We start from the raw sequence: 25,662 nt of genomic DNA, 5'->3' as shown, positions 1-25,662 counted from the left end.
CGGCTGCCCAGACGCCTACGCGAGCAGGGCGCTGGCATGGCTGCGCCCAACTTTGCTGATGCGGCCATGATGGGCAGTGACCTTGCCCCTCTGATCTAATCCGGTTTGAAGTCCGTCCTGGCCCCATCGAGAGGACCTGGACATGAAAGGTAGCCGCTTCTCTGAAGAGCAGATCATCGGAATTTTGAAGGAACATGAGGCTGGGGCATCGGTTGGCGATCTGGCCCGCAAGCACCGGATCAGCGAGGCGACGTTGTATAACTGGAAGGTCCGCTTCGGCGGGATGGATGTCTCCGAGGCTCGGCGACTGAAGGCTCTGGAGAACGAGAACACGTGGCTGAAGCGGCTTCTGGCCGACGCCAGGTCGACAATGCGGCGTTGAAGGATCTTGTGGGAAAGAATGTATGGTCCGCCCCGTCCGTGCAAGGGTTCGCGACATCGCCGATGACGCTTCCAGTTGCATAAATGTATCCGGCCTCTCGCGAGTGGGCTGCTGTTGCAGCCAGGCCATGATGAGATCCGCGCACGCCGTTCCCAATAAATGGTTCGGGCACGAAGCCCGCTTTTTTGCACAGGGCTTACGGCATGCTGATCCACTGTTTCGTCATCGCTATTCCCGAGCCTTGCAATCGAGCCGAGAGGGTCAGGCGAATGCAGGATCCCTGCGTTCGTAGAGCGCTCCCGGCTTGGTCAGGACAACCCAGACAATGCGCGCCATCTTGGCGGCGAGTGCGACAACGGCCTTGTTCGGGTGCATCCGGCTCTGCAAGCCGTCGAGCCAGCTTCCAAGGCGATCCCGGGCTCGATCCAGGTGTCGAAAGCAGGAGCGCGCGCCATGAACGAGGAGCTTGCGGACGTAGCGGTTCCCGCGCTTGCTGATGCCAAGGAGCTTCTGCTTGCCTCCGGTCGAGTGTTCCCGGGGGACAAGGCCCAGCCATGCGGCCAGATCGCGGGCCTTCCGGAACTGACGTCCGTTGCCGACGGCCGCAAGAAGGGCGGTGGCGCCCAGTGCTCCGATTCCGGGGATCGTCATAAGCCGGCGGGCAACATCTTATCGATCTGCAATCGCAGCGATCTCCCTCGTCACGTCGTCGATGCGCTGCTCCAGCCGGCGTAGGTCGGCGAACAGGTCCGTGAGCAGTTTGCGCATCGCCGGCGAGAGGTCGTTCGACGCGTCGTCCAGAACCAGTGGCAGGTCGAGTTTGAACAGGCCCGCTCCCTGTCTCAACGCGATGCCATATTCCAGGCAGAACGCTCGCATCTGGTTGATCAGACGGGTTCGCGTGCCGATCATCTGGTCGCGCACCCGATGCAGCGCCTGGAGGTCAGCCTGTTCCTCACTCTTGATCGCAGCGAACCGCATTGTCGGTCGCGTGGCGGCTTCGGCGATGGCCTCGGCATCGATGATGTCGCTCTTGTTCGACTTCACGTAGGGCTTCACGAACTGCGCCGGGATCAGGCGAACCTTGTGCCCCAGCGCATGCAGTCTCCTGGCGATCCATTGTGATCCTGCGCACGATTCCATCCCCACGATCGCCGGCGCTGCTCGTTCAAAGAATTGCAGCAGCGAGTCGCGTCGGAAGCGAGCTCGCTGGATGGGCTCGCCGCCGCTATCCAGGCCGACGACGTGAAAGATGTTCTTGCCGATATCGACTCCATAGACTGCCGCGGGGCGCGGCGCATTGCGTGGGGACATTGCAACCTCCTTTGGTGGGACCGCCCGGATGATGCTGCGGGAGGACGGGGCGGACCATCCCATCGATGATGTCGCTCTTGTTCGACTTCACGTAGGGCTTCACGAACTGCGCCGGGATCAGGCGAACCTTGTGCCCCAGCGCATGCAGTCTCCTGGCGATCCATTGTGATCCTGCGCACGATTCCATCCCCACGATCGCCGGCGCTGCTCGTTCAAAGAATTGCAGCAGCGAGTCGCGTCGGAAGCGAGCTCGCTGGATGGGCTCGCCGCCGCTATCCAGGCCGACGACGTGGAAGATGTTCTTGCCGATATCGACTCCATAGACTGCCGCAGGGCGCGGCGCATTGCGTGGGGACATTGCAACCTCCTTTGGTGGGACCGCCCGGATGATGCTGCGGGAGGACGGGGCGGACCATCCCATTAATGGTGACGCCCGCGGCCTGCGGATTCCGACGATGGCGCGCATGTATTCCGATCTGATGCCGCGCAGCGTTCCGATCTGATCGCGCGCAGGTGGAGCACCTGATCGTCGGGGAAGATGTCACTGCATTTGCGGTTCGGTCAAGCGGCAGCGGAGATGATGGATCTGCGCATGGATTCGCCGTTGAGTTCGAGCCGGTGAGCGTTGTGTACGAGGCGGTCGAGGATGGCATCGGCGTAGGTGGGATCTCCGATCAGATCGAACCAGCGGGCCACCGGGAGTTGGCTGGTCACCAGCGTTGAGCGACGCCCGTACCGGTCTTCGAGGATTTCGAGCAGGTGGTGACGGGCATTGCCGTCGAGCGGTTCGAGGCCCCAATCGTCGAGGATAAGGAGATCGACCCTGGCCAGGCTTTTCATGCGCGCGGCGATGCGGCCGTCGCCCTTGGCCAGGGACAGGTCATCGATGAGCCGCGGCAGTCGGGTGTAGAGGACCGAACGGTTGTCACGGCAGGCCTTGTGACCGATGGCGCAGGCCAACCAGCTCTTCCCGACCCCGGCCGGCCCGACGATGGCCAAGCTCTCATGGGCGGCGATCCAGTCGCCCTTGAGCAGCTTGTCGAACAGCCGGCGATCGAGACCGCGCGCAGCACGGTAATCGACATCCTCGGGCACGGCATGGTGGCGTAGCCGCGCATGACGAAGGCGGAGCGCAAGGCGCCGGTCATTACGGTATGTCGCCTCGTGATCGAGCAGCAGGGCAAGCCATTCGGCGTGGCTGAGGTTGTCGGCATCGCTGTTGCTTTCCAATTCGATGAACGCATGGGCCATGCCGGCCAGGCCGAGTTGCCCCAGCAGTTCGAGTGTCGGATGTTTGAGCATTGTAGTCCTTTCAGTTGTAATATCCGGAGCCCCGGATGTTGGTGTGGAAGATCGGCGTGTGGTCCGAGGCTTCGCGCGCCGGAACCTTGTCGAGCCCCTTCTCGAGGATCGATTTGACCGAGGGATAGTTGCGCGCCTGGATCTCCAGCGCGCGCCGCGCGGCCGCTTCCAGGCGTTCGGCGCCGAAGCGCTTCGCTAGCCCGATGATGCCGAGGCATGAACGGTAACCCTGCTCGGGATGCGGCCGATCCTCGATGATCTTTTCAACCAGCAACGACAGCATCGGCCCGATCCGCGCCGCTTCCTCCCGGATCTTCACGGGCGTCCATTCACGGTAGCGCCGATGGCTCGAGGGCATATGTTCGGGGATCGTCGTATGCCGCCCGTTGCCGCTGCCACGCATGTGCGCGGCGATGCGTTCGCCATCGAGGAAGATTTCGACGGTGCGTGTGGTAATTCGAGCCTCGACCTCGCGGCGGGCGAAGCGCCAGGGCACCGAGTAATGGTGGTGCTCAATCGCGATGTGATAATCGAGTCCGACTCGGCAACGCTTCCACTCAGCGTGGACCCACCGTTCCGCCGGCAGCGGCTTGAGGTTCGGCGCGTCGATCTCCTCGAACAGCTGGCGCCGCGTTTTGCTGAACTGGCGAAGCACCCGTGTGTCGTTGAGATCGGTGATGCATTCGGCGACCGCCGCGTTCACCTCGGCCAGGCTGTAGAAGATCCGGTTGCGCAAGCGGCCCAGGACCCAGCGTTCGACAATGCCGACACAGGCCTCGACTTTCGCCTTATCGCGTGGCTTCCTCGGTCTTGCCGGGAGCACCGCCGTGCCGTAATGACGCGCCATGTCGGTGTAGCTGCGGTTGACCATCGGATCGAAGTGACACGCCTTAATCACCGCGACCTTCGCGTTGTCCGGGACCAGAAGATGGGCCACGCCGCCGAAGAAGGCGAAGGCGCCATTGTGCGCCTCGATCCAGTCCGCGAACTGCTCGGTCCACGTCGCGCAGGCAAATGACAAGCTCGATCCGCCGAGCACCGCCACAAACAGATGGGCATCGCGCACCTCACCGGTCCGGCGGTCGACCACAACCGGCACCGTGTCGCCGGCGTAATCGACAAACATCTTCTCACCGCCCGCGTGGCTCTGCCGCATCGTCAGAGGCAGGCGGCCCTCCCAGCGCCGGAACAGGTCACACCAACGGCTGTAGCGATAGCCATCCGGGTGGGCGGCGACATACTCTTCCCACAGAACCTGCAGCGTCACATGCTTGCGCTTCAGCTCACGTGCTACCGCCGACCAGTCCGGTTCCGGCTGTTTGCGCCGGCCGGGCTTCATCCCAGGTAAGCCGTATAGGCAAGCTTCCAGGTCGGCATCGCTCATCTCGGCCGGGACCGGCCAGTTCAGCCCGGAGCGTGCAAACCGCTTCAGCATATCCCGGACCGTCGTCGGCCCGACCCCGGCACGCTCGCCAGCCATCCGCGTCGATAGCCCCGCTTCCAAGCTCAGACGTAAAATCTCGCGCACGTGGCGCATCCTAACCCTCCTCGTCGGCATCCATTCCTCCGGTCGTTGCCCGACCGGAACATGCCCCAAGGATCACGTTCTCCTAACTCCGAACTGCGCGCGATCGTGTCGGAATCCCGCGCGGGTAATTCTCGGAATGCTGCGCGCCATCAGTTCGGAATGCCGCGCGCGATCAAATCGGAACGGTGCGCGCGATGATCTCGGAATCCGCACCGCGGCCAAGCGGAAAGCTGGCGCTCGCCTGAAGGAGGCTTCGGGATGAGCGAACGGCGGCGTGTAAAGCCATCGGCTGTTGCCGCATGACGGTTCGCTACGAGACCAGCAGGCCGGACGACCGCGAGCTTCGCGAGCGGATGAAGGCGATCGCGCAGGAGCGTCGCCGGTTCGGCTACCGGCGTCTTCTCGTGATGCTGAGGCGGGAGGGCCTGGTCGTGAACCACAAGAAGCTGTTCCGGCTCTACGGGAGGAGAAGCTTGCTGCTCGCCGCCGTGGCGGCCGCAAGCGGGCGATCGGGACCAGGGCGCCGATGCTGGTGCCGCTGAGGCCGGACGAGCGCTGGTCGCTCGACTTCGTATCGGACCAGATCACGGACGGGCGCCGCTTCCGCATCCTGGCCGCCGTCGACGACTGCACGAGAGAGTGCCTGGCACTCATCGTTGATACGTCTCTCTCGGGCATGCGGGTTGCCGAGAATTGGACCGGCTCATCACCGAGCGCGGCGGGTCGAGAATGATCGTCAGCGACAACGTCCTAAGCGCGGAACGAAATGGAGCCTGCAGTCAAGGTCTCTCTATCCGCCAGCATGCTCTCGCTGCGTGACGTTGGTCAAGTCGTCGAAACAGGCGGCTTCCACCGGCAAGGGAAAAGGTCTCGTCCATAGCAAACAAAGGGTACGCACGGAGGCGGCCCTCACCGTCCTCAACACGAGCTTCTGATCCAGGCGAAAGACCCGAACATTATCTACAGGGTCATCGAAGCGATGCCCTCACGGCCCTTAGCTGACAGAGGTTCTTCCACCTGGCACCCGCCCTTCAACGAAGGGCCGGTAGTCGGAACCACCTTTGACGACAGCGTGCACGACGCGCGCCATCTTGGCGGTAATAGCGGTCATTGCCTTGCGGCGTAGATCGGGATTGTCGCGATCCCTGGCAATGTAGCGTTCGAACTTATGACGGAAGCCATTCTCCCGCTGGCGGATGGCGACTTGTCCGGCGATCCACAGGGTGCGGCGCAGCCGAGCATTGCCGAATTTGGAAAGGCGGGTCTGGCCGCGATATTGGCCTGACTGCTGTGTCGAGAGGTCCAGCCCACAGAACTTTAGAAACTGGCGATGATGACCGAAACGGCGAAGATCGCCGGCTTCGGCAATGATCGTCAGCGCATTGATCGGCCCGATGCCGGGGATCTGGCGAAGGAGCTGATAATCCTGGCTGTGCCGCAACAGCTCATCGGCCTGGGCTTCGATCTCATTGCGTTGCCGGATCAGGCTGCGTGCCTCGTCAATGACCATCCGGAACATGCGAATGGCAGGGGCATCGAGCGGCAGCGGCAGTCCGATCGATGAGCGCGCCGTCTCGTAAATATCCATCAGGATCTGTGTCTTGCTGACCTTGCGACCGACGACATCCCACGCTCCTGTCACAAACTCCTCCTTCGTCAAGGCCGTGATGCTTGCCGGGGTAGGAAAGGCATGGAGGAAAGCGAAGAACCAGTCGCTGCGGCTGTTCCCCCGGAAGCGATCGATCTCGGGAGAATACAGCGGCAGGTAGTGCGTCAGGATACGGTGCTGGATCTCGGTCTTGGCCCTGGCGATCGCTTCATGGGTCTTCGACAGCTCCTGCACGTCGTTGATGCCGGCGCGCAGCGGATCATGGTAGACTTGTGTCGCCTGGATCCTGAGCATGTGCAGCATCACCTGTGCATCCTTTGGATCGTTCTTGTCCCAGCTGTTGTGTAACGCTTCTCGTGTTCGGGCCAGCGCCAGCGACGACACCAGGCCGCACCTCAAACCCGCTTCAGCCAGGCGCCATGCTATCGGCCGGTGATAGTTCCCGGTCGCCTCAAAGGCGCAGACCACAGGGCGGCCATATGCCTGCAGCACCTCTATCAGATGGTCGTGCTCAGCACGGGTGTTGAGGACCAAAAGGCGACGCCGGCGCTTGTGACCTGGTGCTTCGATCAGAACTTCATTGCGCACCTTGGCAATGTCGATCGCTATCAGCACCGCGGCGGCGGGTGTAGAATCTGAAGTGGTCATGGTCGGTCCCTCCGGAATGGGTTGTGAACATTCACATTCTAGAGAAACTTTGACTGGCCATGGCCGCCTCGACAGCGGTGCGCGCCTGCAGCGAAAAGCTGCGCGCACCGCTCTCTCGGTCGCCGCCACTCCTTCATTCCGTAGGTGCTATGGCAGCGAGTTCACCTCGAACGCCATCCTCTCCTGGGCGGATCCAAGAATAGCCCCTTCTTCTCATTCGGCGGCTTTTTCCACAGCCTTCGGCCTTTCCGGCCTCGTTCGCCATCGGGAGGTCGCTGCGGCATAGGCAGCTTCCGCCTTTTTGACTCGGGATCGTTCTTCGGCCCGCTTGGCCGGGATGTTGTAGTCGAAGGCGGTGCCGCGCCCGGCATGGCTGGTCGGGAGGCCGGCACGCAGCTCGACCGATCTGAACTTGCGGGCGAGCAAGGCCGGCAGGGCCCAGATGTAGTGGGTATCCTTGCTCAGCATGTGCCAGATGATCATTGCAAGCTTGCGCGCAGTGGCGACGGCCGCGATATGCTTCCCTCGACGCGAGGCGATCCGCTTGCAGAAGGCGCGCAGAGGACCCGGCGAGCGCGCAGCCGCCCATGCCGCCTCGACCAGCATCCCCCGCGCATGGCCGCGGCCCTGTTTGTGATGCGGCGATGGTAGGCCGGTCCCTCACCGGACTGCCGCACGCTCGGATTGAGGCCAAGATAGGCGACGAGCCTCTGTGGATCGCTGAAGCGCTGTATGTCGCCGATTGCCGCGGCAACGCTTGCAGCCACCGTGACGTCGATGCCGGGCAACGTCATCAGGCGGCGGATTGTCGGATCCTGGAGGGCATGCACCGCGATATCCGCCTCGACCACCGTCAACGCCTCGTTGATCTGCGAGGTGGCGCTCGATCGCGGCGCGCTCATCCGCGGGCAATGTTTGCCTCGTCAGCCATTTGCGCCCGCTGATCCCGAACGAGGTTCCCATGCGGACACGGTGGAATCAGGCGGGCGTGGAGGATTGACTGGATCAGGTTCTCCAGCCGCGAACGCTGGCGAACCAGCTGTGTCCGTCTGGTGACCTGTCTTCGGATGGCAAGTGTCCCCGGATCCGGAACCCAGACCTCCGGCAGAAAGCCCGAGGCGTAAAGCTTCGCAAGGACAGTGGCGTCGATCGTGTCAGTCTTCACCTTCGCGTGCGCGATCATATGCACCTGCTTGGGATTGGCGATCACGATCCGATCCACGAAGGGCGACAGCACTTCAGCGGCGGCGGTGGCATTGCCGGTCGCCTCGATCACCACATGATCATCGTGGGTGAGTTCCCTCCTGGCGAACTCCTCGAGCTCATTGCGCAGCATTTTAACGCGGCCGAGCTTGACGATCTCGCCATCAAGCAACGACACGACCTCGGCGGCTACGCGGTGTATGTCCATGCCGATAATACGCACGGTTCCCTCCACCATCGATGGCAGGAGCGTGTTCGCTCTAGCGACAGGCCGGATAGTTTCATGCATCCTATGCCGTCGGCGGCCAGCAGCCCACCTTGCCTGGGAGGGGTCATTGTCGTAGGTGCCGCGCGTTGATCCACCTTCAGGTGGCTCGGTATCTATGAATGAATTCTCTCACCCTTTGTTTGCGGTGCATCTCGGCGCGCGCCCAGCGTTCCCCTGTGTCCGCGCATTTCCGCTGGGCCTCGCGAAAGAGCGTTTTTGCCACGGAAAGCTGGTCGTCTGTTGATTGTTTTCCGGGTCCGCCTCCGAACCGCAGAGCGTCCCTGCACTCTTCAAGACTCGCCGGCAACACATCAGCGAGATGGCTAGCCAGCTCGCTTCGGCGCTCCGCGACGCAGCTATCCTGAGACAGGCGTTCCGTGATCTCACCAACTAGTGTGTGGGCCTTCCTGAAAGGAGTGCCTCGCGACGCCATCCGTTCGGCGGCGACGGTCGTCATCGATGAGCCGTCTTCTAGATTTTCACGCATCGACCTCACGTTGAAAGACATAAACTTCACGATGAGCGACGTTAGGGTTATGGCCCGCTTCAGCGCATCTTTAGCAAGGCCCAGAGAAGAGCAGCCGTAGTTGCTTGCTTCGATCGAGTTGCTGAAAGGCGACTTGCAGGTAGCCGTTGCCGCAGAAACGTATGCGGCGATCACGGTGCTTGCCGACCCCTTGATGTGTTCAAGCAGAAACGGGTTCTTCTTTTGAGGCAGCATGGAAGAGCCGCCAGCAAGACTGTGAGGAACGTCGATGAGAGCGAACTCATGTGTCGTCCAAACCTGCAGGTCCTGGGCCACACGACTGAGCAAAATTGAAATGCCAGCGAAGACTGAAAGCGCCTGCAGATGATGATCGCGGCTTGCAACCGCATCGATTGAATTGAATGACGGTAGTTCGAATCCCAGAAGATTTGCGGTCTTCAACGGATCTATAGGCATGCTGGTGCCTCCGCCGGCACCCGCTCCCATAGGGCAGTTCCTGATGTCTTCCAGCAGGCAATGGAGGCGCTGGCGCTCCCGCCCCAGAGCGAAGAAGACGCCGAGCAGGTAGTGCCCGGGCGACCCAGGGAGCGCGATCTGATACTGACTGTACAACGGACTCACAAGTCCCGACGCCTCTTCCGCTCGTCGAAGCAGTGCATCCTGTACAATCCCTGTTTCTTGCGAGATTGAACATGCGGCTTCCCGAAGGACCAGGAGAGAAATGGTCGCGTTCAAGTCGTTGCGGGACCTCGCAAGGTGCAGCCAGCCGGCCTTTTCCGGTCCAGCTCTGGCGGCAAGTTCCGCCTCATAGGCTAGGTAGAGGCCACGCGGAGCATCGCGGCCCTCCAAAGACTGAAAGCCCTCGTCCTGGAGGTCCAAGATGTGCTTGAGGAGATCGGCAGCGGCTGCTTGGCTGACCAAGCCCTGGTCCGCAAGCATCACCAGATGTGCTTCGTCTATGGCCGCTTGGTAATGCAGAAGGCGACCGTCACGCGAGATTTCGATAGGCGGAGCGAGCAACTTCATCGCGTCGGGATGTAGGTTCCACATGCCGTCGCTTGGCCCAGCGACTTGCTTGTTGTCCGATTCGCCAGTAGCCGCCTCGATATCGATTGCAATGGAATCGATCATCTGTTGAGCTGCGGCGGCGGCAGCTTCGAGTTCATCAGCGACGCCTACGGCGTAGGCTACGCGGTCTCTAAAGTCGCCGTTTATTTGAACTTCCTCCCCCTCAGATTTCAGAAGCCCCGCGTCGGGTACTGTCGGCTCTGGATTTCGAGAAAAGCTCAGGCGTTTGAGCTTGCCGGATTTATGAGCGAGTTGGAAACGGATGGCTCCCGCCCTTGCGCTCACCCGTGGAGGCGTGAAGCCTTCTCCCACGTAAAGTCCAATCACCATGTCAAGGACTGACGTGCCCAAGGCGTGCGAGAGCATGACTGGAATCATTCCGCCAGCCAGCCTGGGGTTGACCTCGATGATGACGGGGCCCGACTCCGTTATCACGAATTCCACATGAGCCGGTCCGAACTTCAGGCCCAGAGCTGACACCGCTCGCGCAGCGAAAGAAGCCAGTTCCTTGAGGGATGGCTCCGGTAGCGGGGCCGGGAAGTCGTGCCCTATCTCGACGAAGCAGGGAGCCGGGCCTTTGTGCTTGGCAAGAATTCCAAGGCAATGCAGCGTCCCATCGTAAGCAATTATCTCGGCAGAGTATTCCTTACCCGGTATATATTGCTGGATGAGGATGTCGGGACTGGGCAGATTCACTTGATCCAACAACACGTCCTTTGCACTCTCAAATGCCTTGATGGCGGCTCCGGCACTATCGCACAACCGCACTCCGCTACTACCGCTTCCGGAGACCGGCTTCACGACCACCGGCAGAGTAGCTTGTGTAAGGATGTTCTCGACGTCTCTGACGGAAGTGGCCAACTGAGTTTTAGGGATCGTGATTGAAGCTCTTTCCAACTCGACCGCTTGCTGCCATTTGTTCCGGCAGGTGGCTATAGCACCCGAATCCGCTGTTGGCAGCCCGATCGCCGCCGCGAGGCTTGCCGCTGCTTCCACAAAATAATCTGAAGACGAATATATTCCCGCGAGGCTTTTTAATTTGACGGCGACCCCAATGAGTTCATCCGGGCTGCGGGTTTCAGCTTCGATCACTTCAGCGACGGAGTCCCTGAGAAACGGGTAACGCGCGGGATTGCGCGTGACGAGGTAGGGCTCAAAGCCCAGGAATCGGGCCCGCTTCATCAATAGTTCACCGGTGCCTGTCGTGTTGCTTTCCACGAAAAGGAAGCTACCCCGGTTCGTCATGAAGCATTCTCCAGCAAGTGTAGGACAGCTTCCCGGCTTCTCCGATTCCAATGATATCGGTTCCATGGTGGGAGAGCCGTCGAGGGATGATTTTCGGTTGCCGGCGCGTCCAGGGGTACACCTTCATCTAGACTTCCGTTCTGCTCGAGCCACTTATGATCGTAAACAGCTTCGACGTAGCGGTGGCCTTCATCAGGACATATGACGACTACTGTCTCTTCCGGATACTGCCGAGCGCGCCAGCGCCCCACGACGTAGCTCGCGCCGGAAGTCGGTCCGGCGAAAACGGCGTGCCGCTCGTGGAGAGTACGCGTGGCGGCAAACGCGAGCGGAGCCGAGATGAAATGCACCTCGTCGTATAGTTCGTGCTTGACGTTCTTCGGGACAAGACTGTTCCCCAGTCCCCGCAGTTTCCGTTCGCCATCCTGTTGGCCAAAAATGACGCTATTGAAAGTGTCCACTCCAATTAGCCGCGCGCCAGGGGCTTTTTGGCGGAGGCGCTCCATCGTTCCGCAAGTAGAGCCGCCTGACCCCACAGAACCGATTAACGTTATGTCGGCGTCCAATATCCCCGATATTTGGTCCGCGAAGTGCGCATACGCTGCGGGGTTGTCCGGTGTTTCGTATTGCCGGGGCCAGAAACAGGAGGAGCCCAACTGTCTCATCCTAGCGTGTAATGCGTCGAGGCGGCTTCTTTGATAACCACCCCGCTTCGCTTTTTCGGTTATTATGACAATTTCGGCTCCCAAGGAGATCAACCTGTTTTCCAGGCCTTTGTCCATCACTGGATCTGTGAAGATTTCGAGCTGAAAACCATGTTCCCGGCAAACTACGGCCAAACCGAGTGCGAAGGTTCCACTCGAGGTCTCGATAACTTTCATGCCGTCAGTCAAATTTCCTCGGGCTAGCGCTTTCTCAATGATATACTTCGCAGGGAGAAGTTTCATGAACGCGAACTGCGCAAGATAAAGGTTTGTCTCGCACATAATAATGCTGGGGAGAGCATAGGCATCAGAATAGCTGGAGAATGGCAGGCGTCTGCGAACAGCGTTCATATTGCTACCTCAGCGAGATCCAGTCATGGTCAGATATACTTTTGGCGAGTTGTCGATAGGGGATACATGGGCGAGCACGGACCGAAGCTTCTGTGGAAAGTCAGCCGCCATTCGGTCAAGCAGAATCCCAATCATCGTGCCGCTGTGCGCGACTATGACCCCGAGAGCGCCAGTTGACTCGGATGCTTTCAGCATCGAGTTCAGATGCTCCTTTGGAGCCCGTTCCTGATGCAGGAGCGCGCTGGTCGTAGCTATTCTGCCTATCGTGGCCGTGTCACCCCGCGAGATTGCGATTCGTGCGCAGTGGAGCAATTGGTGATATTCTGCTCTGCGACCGGCGGAGATTTCACCTCGCCGCTGATCATAATCGACGGTTTCGACAGTTCCTCCTTCATCGATGCCAACGATTGCTAGCGGCGGCATTTGCCCAAGGAAGGAGAGAAGGCCACATGCACGCTGCTGATATGCGACCACTCCTGGGTACATCACCCCGTCGGATGGCTCGATCTCCGCCATCAGCTTCTCGATCAATGATGTTCGGACTCTGCGTCTGAAGCAGCATGCGATTGACCGTGCCGTCGCAACGAGATCCGCAGACGAACTCGCCAGCCCTTTGCCTTCGGGGAGCTCAGATTCCAAAAAGAGGAATCCTCCTGAGGCGCCGAGCGCAACCACCAGGTTCTCAGCCAACCGCTTAGCTTTGATTTTATGTGGCGGACAAACGGTTACGCATTGTGTGCCTGCAATCGGCATGAAGTGAGCTCGCGCAAAGAGCGCGATGGGCATCGTGACCAAGAAGTGGGGGTCCCGGGGAACGGAGTCGACCGCCAACTGGCCTTGCAGCAACTCGCCGAATGTGCCGCAACAAAGAGCGTCGCTAGAATGAACTCTTGGCTGCCCGTCCTCGTCGGTAATGTGGGCTGCATCTGCGCCATCGAACGTCTGATAATACATGTATGGCCTCCACACTTCATCGGCGGCCGCTTCGAGAAGTTCTCTAGTCGAGATGCTCGCCCCGCTTTCTCGAGAGCCGATAGGATGCGTGGAATTTTGGATCACCATATCACTTCCCGCGTCAGGTATATCGAAGTGTGATTTGCTGCTACGAGCCCAGATCATCTTAAACAAGTCAGCGTTTCGGTTGGCGTACTTTTAAGTACCTAGGTGCGCTAGGCGCCTAACTCGGGATTTCGGGGTGAACGTACCATTGTTAGTGATTTTAGCTCGCAAAGATTCTGTGAAATTGTATTTAGGATCTGTTGCACCGTGTGAATTCCGGCGGCGTGACATGGAATGCCTCAGTGAAACGAATGCCTCAGTGAAACTCGTTGGCGCCGCGTCAAAGCCATTTTGAGCAGACCAATGGTCCTGCTTTGCCACCTTCGGGCGGATCTGATGGGACTGTCAGGAGTTCTGTGCGCGAGGCCATGATGATAGAAAGGAGAGAATCATCACATGGCATCGAGAAGGAACGTATGGACCAGTTGCTTGCTGGTCGTGATCCGAATGGGATTTTGCCAAGGGCGGATTGCTCAACGACCTGAGAAGGCGCTTCGGAGCGGATACTGAACGTCGAGCCAGACGAGCACCTCGATGAGGAGCGCGCCGAGGGCGGTGCCAATCGACCGAACGGCCATTCGAAGAATGCAGTTTTGACCGGCAGCTCGAACGACAATGTCGATCCCGCGCGGACCGGGCGGGACCTTCGCTGATCGCCAGGTACCGGCGCCGCTTTCCCTACTTCGACGCCAAGATCCTGTCGATGTATGCGCGGTTATGAGCGTGTGCGAGATCCGCGTATGGGGCGTCCTTTGCTGTTCTTATGTGCCAATCCGGCCCGTTGCGCGACAGGCGGGACGAGTTCGAGCTCGGCGTTGCTGTGTGCCCGCATGTCGCGCTACACGTCCTGCGCAGCGTTGCTTGTTCCGCAGTCTCAGACCGTCAGGCTCATGTTGTAATCGGTCAGGAAATCCTGAAGGGTCAGGATGCACTCCACCCACCTAATGCTGTCGGTCGCGTTGAGTAAGGTGCGTGCGCGGTCGACGGACAGCAGTGGTGCCACTGCGGCATTACCGTCGTCCAGCAACGTTGTGAACCGGGTGCGCAGCATTCTGTCATACGTCGGATCCTGAATGGGCGGGTACACGCTCTTAACTCGCTGCACCACCGACTGCGGCAGCAGGTCGGCGGTGGCGGCCCGCAGCAGGCTCTTCTCGCGCCTGTCGAAAGTCTTGTGAGCCCAAGGGGCGCCGAACACGTACTCAACGAGGCGGTGGTCGCAGTAGGGGACCCGCACCTCGAGACCCAAAGCCATGCTCAGCCGATCCTTGCGGTCGAGCAGAGTCGGCAGGTAACGCGTTAGAGCGAGGTAGCAGACCTCACGCATACGACGCTCGTGCGGATCGGCCGAGGCCGGCCCGGTCACGGCGGGTACTTCCGCAAGTGCCCTTCGGTACTGCTCGTCGAGGTATCCGGGGAGGTCGAGCTCCTCGACGAGTCCGGGGTCTAAAGACTGGTGCGCGATATCGACGTGGCCGGACCACGGAAATGTGTCGGCCTGAACGTGCGCGGGATCGTGGAACCACGAGTAGCCCCCGAAAAGCTCGTCGGCCGACTCCCCGGACAGGGCCACCGTCGAGTGTTGCCGGATCGCCCGGAACAGCAGATAGAGTGAGCTGTCCACGTCGCCCCAAGTGAAGGGCAGGTCACGGGCGTGCAGGGTGCTGGCCCGCACGCCCGGCTCCATGAGGTCATCCGCAGACAATGTTATATCCATGTGGTGGGTACCAACGAACTTCGCGACCTCCTCCACATACGGACCGTCAGGTGTGCCGCACATCGGGCCAGGGGTGAAATGTTCGGTGTAGCCGACGAAGTCGACGGCGAAGGACCGGATCCGTTCGTCGCTGAAGCGCGCGGCCAGTGCGGTCATGGCCGAGGAATCAAGCCCGCCCGACAAGAGTGTGCACAGCGGCACGTCGGCGATGAGCTGCCGCTGGATCGTGTCATCGAGCAACTCACGGACGCGCCGGACGGTGGTAGGCACATCGTCGGTGTGTCCGCTATCGGTGAGATGCCAATAGCTCATCTGCTTGATGCCATCCCGGGTAACGCGGACGATGTGGCCGGGCCGTACCTCACGCATGCCGCGGAACACGGTGCTGTCCGGGTCGGGGACAGAGCATAGGGTTTGACGAAGCCCGTCGGCGTCCATGGCCCGTTCCGCGAGACTATTGGCCAGGATCGCCTTTGGCTCGGAGCCGAATAACACTCCGTGCTCGGTGGGGTAGTAGTAAAGCGGCTTGATGCCGAGCCGGTCGCGTATGAGAAGCAGTTCGCGCTTGGCGGTGTCCCAGATTGCGTAGGCAAACATCCCGTTGAGTTCGCTCACGGCGCTGCGGGGGTCACGGCGGCCCCACTCAACGTGCGCGCGCAGCACGACCTCGGTGTCACTGCTCGTGTCGAACCGATGGCCCAGGGCGGCAAGCCGTTGACGCAGTTCGCGGTAGTTGTAAGTCTCGCCCGTGTAGACGAGCACCAGCGCCGGTCGGCCGTCTTCCTGGTGCGTCATCGGCTGGCGACCGCCCTGGATATCGATGATCGCCAGGCGGCGGTGTCCCAGTGCCGCAGTCCCGTCGATCCAAGTCCCCTCGTCGTCCGGACCACGAAAGGCCATGGTGGCCGTCATGTCAGCAAGCTCCCTTCGCGCGTCGGGACTCCCCAGGTCACGACCGAAATCAATCCATCCACAGATGCCGCACATGCTTTTTGCTCCTTCGCTAGGTAACTGTCGCGCAACTTCGGCCCGCGGTGCACCCGCACCCCGCCAACAAGCTATGAAGCTTCACGCCCGGCTCATCGACTCAACTTGAGTAAACTCGATAAGTCGCGACGGTTCGTTCCCAGATGCCGACTCCTATCATAGCGACACGCAACGCGCACCGACCTGTTCTGGTAGTGTGTCAAGTGTTATGGAGTTCAATTTCGATGGAGGCCGGTGACACGCGGCGCCGAGGTTTGTGCTGGCAGCACAATCTGTCTCAAACGGACTACCACCTCATAGCCAGTATTCATGAAGCACCAAGCTGTTTCGCGGCTCCGTAGGCCACGCCACGCAGCCAGCGTACGTTTGAACGCCCATTTTTCTGCATGAAGCACGCGTGGAATCCTATGAGTAAAAGTGTGAATCACCACCGGATCTTTGAGGTTTGACGGCGGAGCCGGTGCGGTCGCGACGCAAGCTGCGTCATTAGTCGGACGAGGACAAGGCGCCGATTTGGGGAGGCGTTCGCGCGCCGGGGGCGCAATTGCTTTGGCGATTGCCCACTCTCACGGATTAGGAGGTCTATGCACTCCACAACATGCCGGGAGTGGACATCTTCACCTTCACCCTGACGAGCGGCGTCATGCTCGCCGCATCCGACCGCTTCGACATCAAGTCGGCAAGGGCGGACGCGCGGCTCGGCTTCGCTTAACAAAAGTGCTCAAGTTCAAGATCCCCTTCTGATTCATACCTGCTTTCATAGAAAGAATGCCAACTTCTTTGCTCGCCAAGATCGGCTTTGCACCTACAACTCGATAATTCCGGCGTTTATCGCCTTTATAGCTGCAACCGTTCTGCTAGACGTATCCAGCTTTCTGAAAACGCTCTTTATGTGGAAATTAACAGTATTCACGGTTATCCCCAGAATGATTCCTATTTCCCGCGATGATTTCCCTCTCGCCGTCCACAAAATACACTCTTTTTCTCTTGAAGAAAGGCGAGGATCTTTCTCGAAGCCAATCGGATCCGCGAAATTTTCGAGCTTCAGATGGAAATGCAATGCAGCAAGTTGCAAGTAGGTGATTGTCTTATTTTGGAATTCGCAGCCACCGAGTTGTGCGAAGCTCATGATCGCCAAGCTGGCATCCGAGCCGTGTAGTGGAACGCTGATGCCTGACCTCAAGCCGCACGTCGCAGCCTCATCGAAAAGACGCCGTTCCTCTTCAGTTGTACCTATGTCATTGTACACCTCGCTCCACCGAAAGGCGCTTGCCCGCTTTCGACTCATCTTGATGATGGGATCGATCCTGTCGTAGCCCATTTCGAAATAGCGCTGCTGCCATTCATCAGGATATTTCGGCATGATCGCCGGACCACCTGAAAGTGAGTGATAGGCGATCCACGGGCAATCAAAATTCAGGGCAAATGCAGATAACAGGTCGAACAACTCCTCGGAATGAGCAACACCATCCGTCTGGTCGATAAATCGGCCGAAATGGGCCGCAAGCGCCTCACTAGTCGCCATCGGAAAATGCACCGACGGGACCAAGGAAAGTCGGTCGGACACGCTGTTAGTCAGCCGCCGCCGTTGAGTGACTGCGGTCTTCGACGAGTGTTCCATCTTCTCTCCTCCGCAGCCTGTGGCATCGGGACGCCGTCCCTGGTATGGACAAAGCTGCCGGCGGGCCAGCATCGCCATAGCCTACCTCTTTACAGCAAAGTATGAAGTTATTTCCGATTAAATGAGTATTAAGCTGCGATTTCGGAAGTGTGAAGGTATGTGATCATTGGTGCCTATTTGTCCTGCTGCTCCTCCTTGAGAGGGGCTTATAGTGTTCATCCGGAGCGTGGGGCACCGGGAGCGGGCAGGCCGTCTTCAAACCGACTGCCGAGAGCCCTCGGAGGCCGCGCCGCTATTTCGGAGTTGCTTCGCAAGCCTAGGTGTCGTCTACCGTGAACAATCTTGACGGCTAAGCGGCAAGCTGCTTCGTCCGGCTCAGGAACGCGTCGATCACGAGCCACAAAAACGCCTTCAGCCACCTGAGGAGGAGGGAGAAGTTGTAGCCGGCTCGGCCAGGATGGCGTTGATCGCATCGCCTGCGCGCGTGAGCAAGGTAATTGCGGTCCATTGTGTGTTCGTTCATGATGTGACTAATCACCGGCTGGACGGCCGATCGTCGTCGCATCTCGCAATTTGATGGCCGGCGTCACGCGGCGCTTCTGGCCTGCGTTGAAGATCCTGAGCTTATGGCTTTGCGGGTCATTGTGGCCTCGAAAGCCGGCATCAGCGAGGATGCGCTGCGTTTCGGATCCGATGATCCGTTGCATGTCGGGATAACCGGGCAGGCTATGGCCATCAGGTTCCCGGGAAGTGCTATGGCGTGCAGGGCGAACTGACAGTCCCCTGTGAGCGCGCTTCAGCGTCGTCGCCACGGACACCTTCACCCCGGGCGTAGAGCGCGTGAGCCTTGCCCTTGCCGCGGCGGACTGCGATGAAAGCAGTGGAATCACGGTTCGCCAGGCTGCCAAATCGCCAACTGGGATTGCAAGAAAACTATTCACAAACTGGCCGCTACCTGCGGAACCGCAAATTGGGCTTATCAGCGACTTGCGAATTCTTCACGGCCGACTCAAGAGCTTGAAAGCCGAACTGCTCTCGCGCACCGTCTCAGCCAAGCCAAGGCGGCAAACGGCCATTACGCTGATACGTCGTACAACTCTGTCCGGCGTCATTCGACGCTCAACGATCTCAGTCCGGTTCAGTTCGAAAACGCTCTCCACAAAAGCGGAGCAAGACCAGCGACCGCATTGTGCGGATCCGGCGTCGCTGATGATGCTCTTCCCGCTACGTTATGGCGGAAGAGACCGTGGCTTGGCCGAGGTCCCCGCCACTCGAGCCGGTGGCCTTCAAGTGAGCCCCGTGAACGGTCTGCGTATCAGCACGCGAATGAAGAACTCGACCATCGAGGTATAGTCGAAGACCGGAATGCCGGTCGCTTGCTGGACCGCCGCAGCGTATGGCGGCAGGTTCCGCACTCAAGCAGCAACACCCCAATGTCCGGCCGGTCTTTAAGTAGAGCCACCGCAGCATCGACTACTTCGGCCTCTAGGGCGCTGACGTCCAGGTCGCCGCTGGCCGTAACCCAATCGGCGGCGAACGCCGGAGCGCCCTCGAGTCCGGCGACGACCACCCTATGCTCGTTGGCTCGCAGCCCGGCCGCTTCCAACATGTCCTGAGTCAGCGAAGAGGAACTTCTTACCAATGATGCCTAGCGCTTTGCCTCTGGGAAGCATCTGCTCGAGGAAGGAGCGAGGAGAAGGCTTGATAGAAACACGGGCACGTCTACCGCGTCGCGGACCGCTTCCTGGTATCTGATCGAGTACTCGCAGCCGCAGGTGATCAGTTGCGCCCCCTCGCGTAGAAGTTCGGTCGCTGCCTGAACCACAACCGATGTCAGTTCCCCCGTGCCGTCGAAGTAGATGAGCTTGATGCGGTCGGCCCGCTTGGCCCGGAACACGTAGACCGCGCCCGAGAACGGTTATGTGGCGCGCCACATAACCGTTCTTATGCGTCGGGCGAGATTATGTGGCGGAGCCGCCCTGACCCCTTTCGGGCCGGCCAAACCCAGCTTGCCTCCGCCACATAACATTCAGATGGAGTTCAGCAGTTGCAGAACGGAGTCATTTGGTCGGAAACGCACGCCGTGATCGCCGGTGACGCCCGCTGCGGATTCCGAGATCATCGCGCGCACCGTTCCGATTTGATCGCGCGCGGCATTCCGAACTGATGGCGCGCAGCATTCCGAGAATTACCCGCGCGGGATTCCGACACGATCGCGCGCAGTTCGGAGTTAGGAGAACGTGATCCTTGGGGCATGTTCCGGTCGGGCAACGACCGGAGGAATGGATGCCGACGAGGAGGGTTAGGATGCGCCACGTGCGCGAGATTTTACGTCTGAGCTTGGAAGCGGGGCTATCGACGCGGATGGCTGGCGAGCGTGCCGGGGTCGGGCCGACGACGGTCCGGGATATGCTGAAGCGGTTTGCACGCTCCGGGCTGAACTGGCCGGTCCCGGCCGAGATGAGCGATGCCGACCTGGAAGCTTGCCTATACGGCTTACCTGGGATGAAGCCCGGCCGGCGCAAACAGCCGGAACCGGACTGGTCGGCGGTAGCACGTGAGCTGAAGCGCAAGCATGTGACGCTGCAGGTTCTGTGGGAAGAGTATGTCGCCGCCCACCCGGATGGCTATCGCTACAGCCGTTGGTGTGACCTGTTCCGGCGCTGGGAGGGCCGCCTGCCTCTGACGATGCGGCAGAGCCACGCGGGCGGTGAGAAGATGTTTGTCGATTACGCCGGCGACACGGTGCCGGTTGTGGTCGACCGCCGGACCGGTGAGGTGCGCGATGCCCATCTGTTTGTGGCGGTGCTCGGCGGATCGAGCTTGTCATTTGCCTGCGCGACGTGGACCGAGCAGTTCGCGGACTGGATCGAGGCGCACAATGGCGCCTTCGCCTTCTTCGGCGGCGTGGCCCATCTTCTGGTCCCGGACAACGCGAAGGTCGCGGTGATTAAGGCGTGTCACTTCGATCCGATGGTCAACCGCAGCTACACCGACATGGCGCGTCATTACGGCACGGCGGTGCTCCCGGCAAGACCGAGGAAGCCACGCGATAAGGCGAAAGTCGAGGCCTGTGTCGGCATTGTCGAACGCTGGGTCCTGGGCCGCTTGCGCAACCGGATCTTCTACAGCCTGGCCGAGGTGAACGCGGCGGTCGCCGAATGCATCACCGATCTCAACGACACACGGGTGCTTCGCCAGTTCAGCAAAACGCGGCGCCAGCTGTTCGAGGAGATCGACGCGCCGAACCTCAAGCCGCTGCCGGCGGAACGGTGGGTCCACGCTGAGTGGAAGCGTTGCCGAGTCGGACTCGATTATCACATCGCGATTGAGCACCACCATTACTCGGTGCCCTGGCGCTTCGCCCGCCGCGAGGTCGAGGCTCGAATTACCACACGCACCGTCGAAATCTTCCTCGATGGCGAACGCATCGCCGCGCACATGCGTGGCAGCGGCAACGGGCGGCATACGACGATCCCCGAACATATGCCCTCGAGCCATCGGCGCTACCGTGAATGGACGCCCGTGAAGATCCGGGAGGAAGCGGCGCGGATCGGGCCGATGCTGTCGTTGCTGGTTGAAAAGATCATCGAGGATCGGCCGCATCCCGAGCAGGGTTACCGTTCATGCCTCGGCATCATCGGGCTAGCGAAGCGCTTCGGCGCCGAACGCCTGGAAGCGGCCGCGCGGCGCGCGCTGGAGATCCAGGCGCGCAACTATCCCTCGGTCAAATCGATCCTCGAGAAGGGGCTCGACAAGGTTCCGGCGCGCGAAGCCTCGGACCACACGCCGATCTTCCACACCAACATCCGGGGCTCCGGATATTACAACTGAAAGGACTACAATGCTCAAACATCCGACACTCGAACTGCTGGGGCAACTCGGCCTGGCCGGCATGGCCCATGCGTTCATCGAATTGGAAAGCAACAGCGATGCCGACAACCTCAGCCACGCCGAATGGCTTGCCCTGCTGCTCGATCACGAGGCGACATACCGTAATGACCGGCGCCTTGCGCTCCGCCTTCGTCATGCGCGGCTACGCCACCATGCCGTGCCCGAGGATGTCGATTACCGTGCTGCGCGCGGTCTCGATCGTAAGCGGCAAGGGAACCCCACGTAGCGGCGGGTAGCTGAATTTGAGATTCATCGGCTTTCTGTTTGGAGCTGATGATGGGAATTTCTATAAGCACGCCTATGCCTGATGATAGAAACAGTCAGGTGATCGAGCATCTTGATATCCGTCCCCTTCGGGCCCGGCGCCAATGGTCGGAGGAGGCGAAGGCTCGGCTTGTGGCGGAAACGCTTGTGCCTGGCGCAAACATCTCGGCGATCGCGCGCGGTGTCGGCGTTGCGCCATCGCAGTTGTTCAACTGGCGGCGGAAGGCTCTTGGAAAGGACCAGCCGGCATCGGGTGGCGGTGATCCGGCGCTTCAGTTCACCCGGTTTGAGCCGCTCTACAGCGCGCCCGTGGAAATTGTCGTTGGCGACTTGATTGTGCGGGTGGGCAGCAGCGTGGACGCGGATCATCTTGCACGGGTGATCCGAGCGGTACGGGCGGCATGATCCCTTCGGGCGTGACGGTTTATGTTGCAAGTTCGCCGGTCGACTTCCGCAAGGGACCGGTCTCCTTAATGGCGCTTGTTCGCGACGGCGGTGTGGACCCTTTCGATGGTTCCCTTTATGTCTTCCGTTCGAAAAGAGCTGACCGGGTGAAGATCGTCTGGTGGGATGGATCAGGGGTTTGTCTCTATGCAAAAACGCTCGAGAAATCGCAGTTTTGCTGGCCGCGGATCGGGCCCGCGCGTGTCCGACTAAACCATGCGCAACTCTTGGCCCTGGTCGACGGCCTGGACTGGAAGCGGGTCCGGCCGGTAGCGGTAAAGCGGCCTCGGAGCGTGGGCTGAAACGCCTGAGGCAAAGTGAATCATGACTCTGAAATGATTGGGAAAAAGGTCACTCTTGTGCTGTGATGTCAGCCATGGAGACGGCTGCCGCAGACCTTCCCGACGACGTTGATGCGCTAAAGGCGATGGTTCTGGCGCTGACCGAAAAGGCGGCGCTTCTGGAGAACCAGGCTGCGCGAAACGAACGCCATGCGGCCGAGAGGATCGCGATCTCTGATAGCCGAGCGGAAGCGGCTGAGGCACGCATCAAGGCAGCCGACGAACGTATCGCCACCCTGACGGCGATTGTGAAGATGCTGGAGCGGTCGCGCTATGGCAGGAGCTCGGAGCGACTGGGCATTGGCGGACTGAGCGACGAGCAATGTGCCTTCGTGTTCGAGGAGATCGAGAGCGGCGTCGCCGAGGCGGTTGCGGATCTGGAAGCTGTAGCCCCGGATCGTGCGAGGCGCGCACCCCGTCCGCGCAAGGGATTTGCCGCCCATCTTGAGCGGGTGGAGCAGATCATCGAGCCGGAGGTGCCCGAGGATTGCGAGGGCTTGGATCGGCTGCTGATCGGCGAGGATGTGTCGGAACGTCTGGACGTCACGCCGGCGAAGTTCCGGGTGATCGTCACTCGCCGCCCGAAATATGCCTACAGAAACCATGACGGCGTATTCCAGGCGCAGGCACCTGCCCACATCATCGAGAGCGGCATTCCCACCGAGCGGCTTCTGGCCCAGGTCGCAGTCTCCAAATATGCCGATGGGCTGCCGCTCTATCGACAGGAAACTATCTATGCCCGCGATGGCGTCGAACTCAGCCGCGCGCTGATGGCGCAATGGATGGGCAAGGTCGGCTTCGAGCTTCAGCCGCTGGCCGATTATGTGCTGGAGCGCATCCGCCAGGCTGAAAGGGTGTTTGCGGACGAGACGTCGTTACCAACGCTTGCGCCGGGCAGCGGCAAAGTCCGGAAGGCATGGTTATGGGCATATGCCCGCGATGATCGGCCGTATGGCGGAACAGCGCCGCCCATGGTGGCGTATCGCTTCGAAGACAGTCGCGGCAGCGAGTGTGTCGCACGGCACGTCGCGGGCTTCACGGGCATTCTGCAGGTTGACGGCTACTCCGCCTACACCAAGCTCGCCAAGGCAAGTGCTGGAGCCAATGATGCCATGACGCTCGCAGGATGCTGGGCGCATTTACGCCGGCGCTTCTATGAGTTGCACATCAGCGGCGCCTCGCGTCTGGCATCACAGACGGTCGCAACGATGGCCGGCTTGTGGAAGGTAGAGGATGAGATCCGGGGCCATAGTCCGGTGGCTCGCATGGCTGCACGCCAGGATCGGTCCGCGGCGATCGTTGCCGACCTGTTCAGGCTATGGGAAAAGGAATTGCCTCGCATCTCCGGAAAGTCAAAACTGGCCGAGGCGATCCGGTATGCCACGTCACGTCGCGCAGCGCTCGAACACTTCCTCATCGACGGCCGGGCCGAAATCGACTCCAATATCGTCGAGCGCGCCATCAGGCCGCAAACAATAATCAGAAAAAATAGTCTCTTCGCTGGCTCCGAAGGCGGTGGACGCGTATGGGCGACCATAGCCACCATGTTGCAGACGGCAAAAATGAACGGCGTCGATCCACTCGCCTGGCTCCAGCAAACCCTTGAGCGCATCGCCAAGGGCTGGACAATCTCCCGCATCGATCAGCTCATGCCGTGGAACTTCAGTCCGGATACGCTGTGAGCTAACCGCTTACTCTCGATCGCCGGCTGTTCGACAAGCTGCTCAAGGGCGACTGGATCGCCGCCCATGAGAGCTTGGCCATCGTCGGGCCGGCCGGGGTCGGGAAGAGCTGGTTGGCCTGCGCCATCGGTCACAAGGCCTGCCGTGACAACCGTTCGGTCCTCTACACCCGACTGCCGCGGCTCATCGATGACCTGTCCCTGGCCAAGGGCGACGGCCGCATCGCCGCGCGCATGAAAAGCCTGGCCAGGGTCGATCTCCTTATCCTCGACGATTGGGGCCTCGAACCGCTCGACGGCAATGCCCGTCACCACCTGCTCGAAATCCTCGAAGACCGGTACGGGCGTCGCTCAACGCTGGTGACCAGCCAACTCCCGGTGGCCCGCTGGTTCGATCTGATCGGAGATCCCACCTACGCCGATGCCATCCTCGACCGCCTCGTACACAACGCTCACCGGCTCGAACTCAACGGCGAATCCATGCGCAGATCCATCATCTCCGCTGCCGCTTGACCGAACCGCAAATGCAGTGACATCTTCCCCGACGATCAGGTGCTCCACCTGCGCGCGATCAGATCGGAACGCTGCGCGGCATCAGATCGGAATACATGCGCGCCATCGTCGGAATCCGCAACCTTCCGCTCCCTTACGGAAGTCGACTGGCTTCGTCGCCACCATGACATTGACCGTTCCCATTGGCCCGATCACGACGTTGCCCTCAGCGCACGGATCACCGCTGCAACCGTCTTCGAATCCGCCCCACGACCCACCCGCATTGCGATGCCGTCGATCTCGAGCTCGATCACACCCGCGTCTCGAGCCGGCTCCCGCTTCCTTGGCTGTGGCCGATGCTTCCCCGTAGACTTCGGAGGCGCTGCCGTCACCACCGCCGGCACGAACATGGATTCCGATATCGCTGCCTCCCCCATCGGCCGGCGAGCAGCCCGACGCCAGATGAACAATTGCTGCGGGGAAAAGTCCATACCGGCGTGCCACGGCACAAACCGTCTCGCCCGCCTCGTAGCTCTCCGCCACTATCCGGGCCTTCTCCTCCGGCGGCCACTCACGCCGCCGACCCGAACCAGTGAAGATCTCCAGCCGACGGACCGGCTCCTCGTCCTTGGACTTAAGCGTAAACTCTGAAATCGTCATATGTCGAAGCCCTCAAAGGCCTCGAACATCGTCCCTTACATCCACGCGCGAAAGGTGCCGCCGGGACAGCGCTTACCCACTTTTCAGTGACGCTCCGCTTGCGGCGGTTGAATCGGTAGCAGCTCAAGCGAGAAGTGCACGACCCAACGCTGCACAGTCGAATGGTCGACGCTCAGGCCGCGCTCGGCTATCATCTCTCTTCCAGATCGCACAGGCTGAGATTGTAGGCCAGATAGCAGCGAACGCACAGCAGGATCACGGATCGGTCAAAATGGCACCCTTGAACATGACAAACTCCCTGAAAAAAGAGCAAGCGTCATGCAACAAATGACCTTTCCGAAAATTTACGGCAAAACCAAGCCAATAGGTCGAGAATCCGCCTGTTTCGTTCAA

General features: G+C 60.5%; 13 protein-coding genes and 11 pseudogenes. 9 read left to right on the top strand and 15 right to left on the bottom strand.

Annotation, left to right across the window (positions count from 1 at the left end; genetic code table 11):
- Nucleotides 1–142 precede the first annotated feature (142 nt).
- Nucleotides 143–405: pseudogene (locus JN279_RS36775) on the top strand (transposase); the annotation flags it as partial.
- 238 nt (nt 406–643) lie between these two features.
- Here the strand turns inward: JN279_RS36775 and JN279_RS36770 are convergent.
- The 4 genes and pseudogenes from JN279_RS36770 to istA (JN279_RS36755) form a co-directional block, all read right to left on the bottom strand.
- A pseudogene (locus JN279_RS36770) lies at nt 644–1,696 on the bottom strand (IS110 family transposase).
- A gap of 61 nt (nt 1,697–1,757) precedes the next feature.
- Nucleotides 1,758–2,054, bottom strand: a pseudogene (locus tag JN279_RS36765) (IS110 family transposase); the annotation flags it as partial.
- A gap of 203 nt (nt 2,055–2,257) precedes the next feature.
- Nucleotides 2,258–2,998, bottom strand: a complete 741-nt coding sequence (istB, locus tag JN279_RS36760) for an IS21-like element helper ATPase IstB (protein ID WP_202295168.1) — start codon at nt 2,996–2,998, stop codon at nt 2,258–2,260.
- A gap of 10 nt (nt 2,999–3,008) precedes the next feature.
- A complete protein-coding gene (gene istA, locus JN279_RS36755; protein ID WP_202350295.1) occupies nt 3,009–4,535 on the bottom strand; it encodes an IS21 family transposase in 1,527 nt (508 codons plus the stop codon).
- Nucleotides 4,536–4,731: 196 nt separating this feature from the next.
- Here istA (JN279_RS36755) and JN279_RS36750 point away from each other — a divergent pair.
- Nucleotides 4,732–5,273 (top strand): annotated as a pseudogene (locus JN279_RS36750) (DDE-type integrase/transposase/recombinase); the annotation flags it as partial.
- A 221-nt stretch (nt 5,274–5,494) separates the two neighbouring features.
- Here the strand turns inward: JN279_RS36750 and JN279_RS36745 are convergent.
- From JN279_RS36745 to JN279_RS36725, 5 genes and pseudogenes are all read right to left on the bottom strand, one after another.
- Nucleotides 5,495–6,783, bottom strand: a pseudogene (locus JN279_RS36745) (IS110 family transposase).
- Between the two features lie 213 nt (nt 6,784–6,996).
- Nucleotides 6,997–8,194: pseudogene (locus JN279_RS36740) on the bottom strand (IS110 family transposase).
- 157 nt (nt 8,195–8,351) lie between these two features.
- The gene (locus tag JN279_RS36735; protein WP_202351604.1) at nt 8,352–11,054 is read right to left on the bottom strand and encodes a lyase family protein; all 2,703 of its coding nucleotides are present in this window, start codon (nt 11,052–11,054) and stop codon (nt 8,352–8,354) included.
- Nucleotides 11,051–12,109, bottom strand: coding sequence for a cysteine synthase family protein (locus tag JN279_RS36730; RefSeq protein ID WP_202351603.1), 1,059 nt, complete (start codon nt 12,107–12,109; stop codon nt 11,051–11,053). The genes JN279_RS36735 and JN279_RS36730 overlap by 4 nt, the downstream gene beginning before the upstream one ends.
- A gap of 9 nt (nt 12,110–12,118) precedes the next feature.
- Complete coding sequence (locus JN279_RS36725) at nt 12,119–13,063, bottom strand: GHMP family kinase ATP-binding protein (protein ID WP_244734325.1); 945 nt, start codon at nt 13,061–13,063, stop codon at nt 12,119–12,121.
- A gap of 476 nt (nt 13,064–13,539) precedes the next feature.
- Here JN279_RS36725 and JN279_RS38590 point away from each other — a divergent pair.
- Nucleotides 13,540–13,883: pseudogene (locus JN279_RS38590) on the top strand (transposase); the annotation flags it as partial.
- Between the two features lie 159 nt (nt 13,884–14,042).
- Here the strand turns inward: JN279_RS38590 and asnB are convergent.
- The 4 genes and pseudogenes from asnB to JN279_RS36705 all read right to left on the bottom strand — a co-directional run bounded on the left by asnB (nt 14,043) and on the right by JN279_RS36705 (nt 19,390).
- Nucleotides 14,043–15,872 carry an asparagine synthase (glutamine-hydrolyzing) gene (gene asnB, locus JN279_RS36720; RefSeq protein ID WP_202351601.1) on the bottom strand — a complete coding sequence of 610 codons (1,830 nt, stop codon included), beginning with the start codon at nt 15,870–15,872 and terminating at the stop codon, nt 14,043–14,045.
- Nucleotides 15,873–16,677: 805 nt separating this feature from the next.
- Complete coding sequence (locus JN279_RS36715) at nt 16,678–17,571, bottom strand: LuxR family transcriptional regulator (protein ID WP_244734323.1); 894 nt, start codon at nt 17,569–17,571, stop codon at nt 16,678–16,680.
- A 271-nt stretch (nt 17,572–17,842) separates the two neighbouring features.
- Nucleotides 17,843–18,351 (bottom strand): annotated as a pseudogene (locus JN279_RS38585) (IS5/IS1182 family transposase); the annotation flags it as partial.
- Between the two features lie 790 nt (nt 18,352–19,141).
- The gene (locus JN279_RS36705) at nt 19,142–19,390 is read right to left on the bottom strand and encodes a hypothetical protein (protein ID WP_202351599.1); all 249 of its coding nucleotides are present in this window, start codon (nt 19,388–19,390) and stop codon (nt 19,142–19,144) included.
- Nucleotides 19,391–19,800: 410 nt separating this feature from the next.
- Here JN279_RS36705 and istA (JN279_RS36700) point away from each other — a divergent pair, with 410 nt between their 5' ends.
- The 6 genes and pseudogenes from istA (JN279_RS36700) to istB (JN279_RS36675) all read left to right on the top strand — a co-directional run.
- A complete protein-coding gene (istA, locus tag JN279_RS36700; RefSeq protein WP_202350295.1) occupies nt 19,801–21,327 on the top strand; it encodes an IS21 family transposase in 1,527 nt (508 codons plus the stop codon).
- A 10-nt stretch (nt 21,328–21,337) separates the two neighbouring features.
- Nucleotides 21,338–21,589 (top strand): annotated as a pseudogene (locus tag JN279_RS36695) (ATP-binding protein); the annotation flags it as partial.
- Nucleotides 21,590–21,711: 122 nt separating this feature from the next.
- Nucleotides 21,712–22,056 carry a transposase gene (locus JN279_RS36690; RefSeq protein WP_244734095.1) on the top strand — a complete coding sequence of 115 codons (345 nt, stop codon included), beginning with the start codon at nt 21,712–21,714 and terminating at the stop codon, nt 22,054–22,056.
- On the top strand, nt 22,053–22,397 hold the full coding sequence (tnpB, locus tag JN279_RS39050) for an IS66 family insertion sequence element accessory protein TnpB (RefSeq protein WP_202350284.1): 345 nt from the start codon (nt 22,053–22,055) through the stop codon (nt 22,395–22,397). Before JN279_RS36690 ends, tnpB begins: the two co-directional genes overlap by 4 nt.
- Before the next feature lie 74 nt (nt 22,398–22,471).
- Nucleotides 22,472–24,118, top strand: coding sequence for an IS66 family transposase (tnpC, locus tag JN279_RS36680; RefSeq protein ID WP_446720356.1), 1,647 nt, complete (start codon nt 22,472–22,474; stop codon nt 24,116–24,118).
- A 5-nt stretch (nt 24,119–24,123) separates the two neighbouring features.
- Nucleotides 24,124–24,630, top strand: a pseudogene (istB, locus tag JN279_RS36675) (IS21-like element helper ATPase IstB); the annotation flags it as partial.
- Nucleotides 24,631–24,711: 81 nt separating this feature from the next.
- On the opposite strand, the gene JN279_RS36670 reads toward istB (JN279_RS36675), so the two are convergent.
- Together JN279_RS36670 and JN279_RS36665 are read right to left on the bottom strand one after the other, a co-directional pair.
- Complete coding sequence (locus JN279_RS36670) at nt 24,712–25,269, bottom strand: transposase (protein WP_244734321.1); 558 nt, start codon at nt 25,267–25,269, stop codon at nt 24,712–24,714.
- A gap of 76 nt (nt 25,270–25,345) precedes the next feature.
- Nucleotides 25,346–25,582, bottom strand: a pseudogene (locus JN279_RS36665) (IS6 family transposase); the annotation flags it as partial.
- Nucleotides 25,583–25,662 lie beyond the last annotated feature (80 nt).

This window comes from Mesorhizobium sp. 113-1-2 (assembly GCF_016756475.1).
Classification (GTDB): Bacteria; Pseudomonadota; Alphaproteobacteria; order Rhizobiales; family Rhizobiaceae; genus Mesorhizobium; species Mesorhizobium loti_C.
Note: the sequence above shows the minus strand (reverse complement) of the source record. Positions and strands in the feature narration are given on the sequence as shown.

Excerpts from the sequence above, each read along its gene's own strand:
- istA (WP_202350295.1), top strand. The coding sequence starts at position 19,801 with ATGCGCCACGTGCGCGAGATTTTACGTCTGAGCTTGGAAGCGGGGCTA.
- asnB (WP_202351601.1), bottom strand. The coding sequence starts at position 15,872 with ATGTGCGGCATCTGTGGATGGATTGATTTCGGTCGTGACCTGGGGAGT.
- JN279_RS36730 (WP_202351603.1), bottom strand. The coding sequence starts at position 12,109 with ATGAACGCTGTTCGCAGACGCCTGCCATTCTCCAGCTATTCTGATGCC.
- JN279_RS36715 (WP_244734323.1), bottom strand. The coding sequence starts at position 17,571 with ATGGCGATGCTGGCCCGCCGGCAGCTTTGTCCATACCAGGGACGGCGT.
- JN279_RS36670 (WP_244734321.1), bottom strand. The coding sequence starts at position 25,269 with ATGACGATTTCAGAGTTTACGCTTAAGTCCAAGGACGAGGAGCCGGTC.
- istA (WP_202350295.1), bottom strand. The coding sequence starts at position 4,535 with ATGCGCCACGTGCGCGAGATTTTACGTCTGAGCTTGGAAGCGGGGCTA.
- tnpB (WP_202350284.1), top strand. The coding sequence starts at position 22,053 with ATGATCCCTTCGGGCGTGACGGTTTATGTTGCAAGTTCGCCGGTCGAC.
- JN279_RS36725 (WP_244734325.1), bottom strand. The coding sequence starts at position 13,063 with ATGTATTATCAGACGTTCGATGGCGCAGATGCAGCCCACATTACCGAC.
- tnpC (WP_446720356.1), top strand. The coding sequence starts at position 22,472 with ATGGAGACGGCTGCCGCAGACCTTCCCGACGACGTTGATGCGCTAAAG.
- JN279_RS36735 (WP_202351604.1), bottom strand. The coding sequence starts at position 11,054 with ATGACGAACCGGGGTAGCTTCCTTTTCGTGGAAAGCAACACGACAGGC.
- istB (WP_202295168.1), bottom strand. The coding sequence starts at position 2,998 with ATGCTCAAACATCCGACACTCGAACTGCTGGGGCAACTCGGCCTGGCC.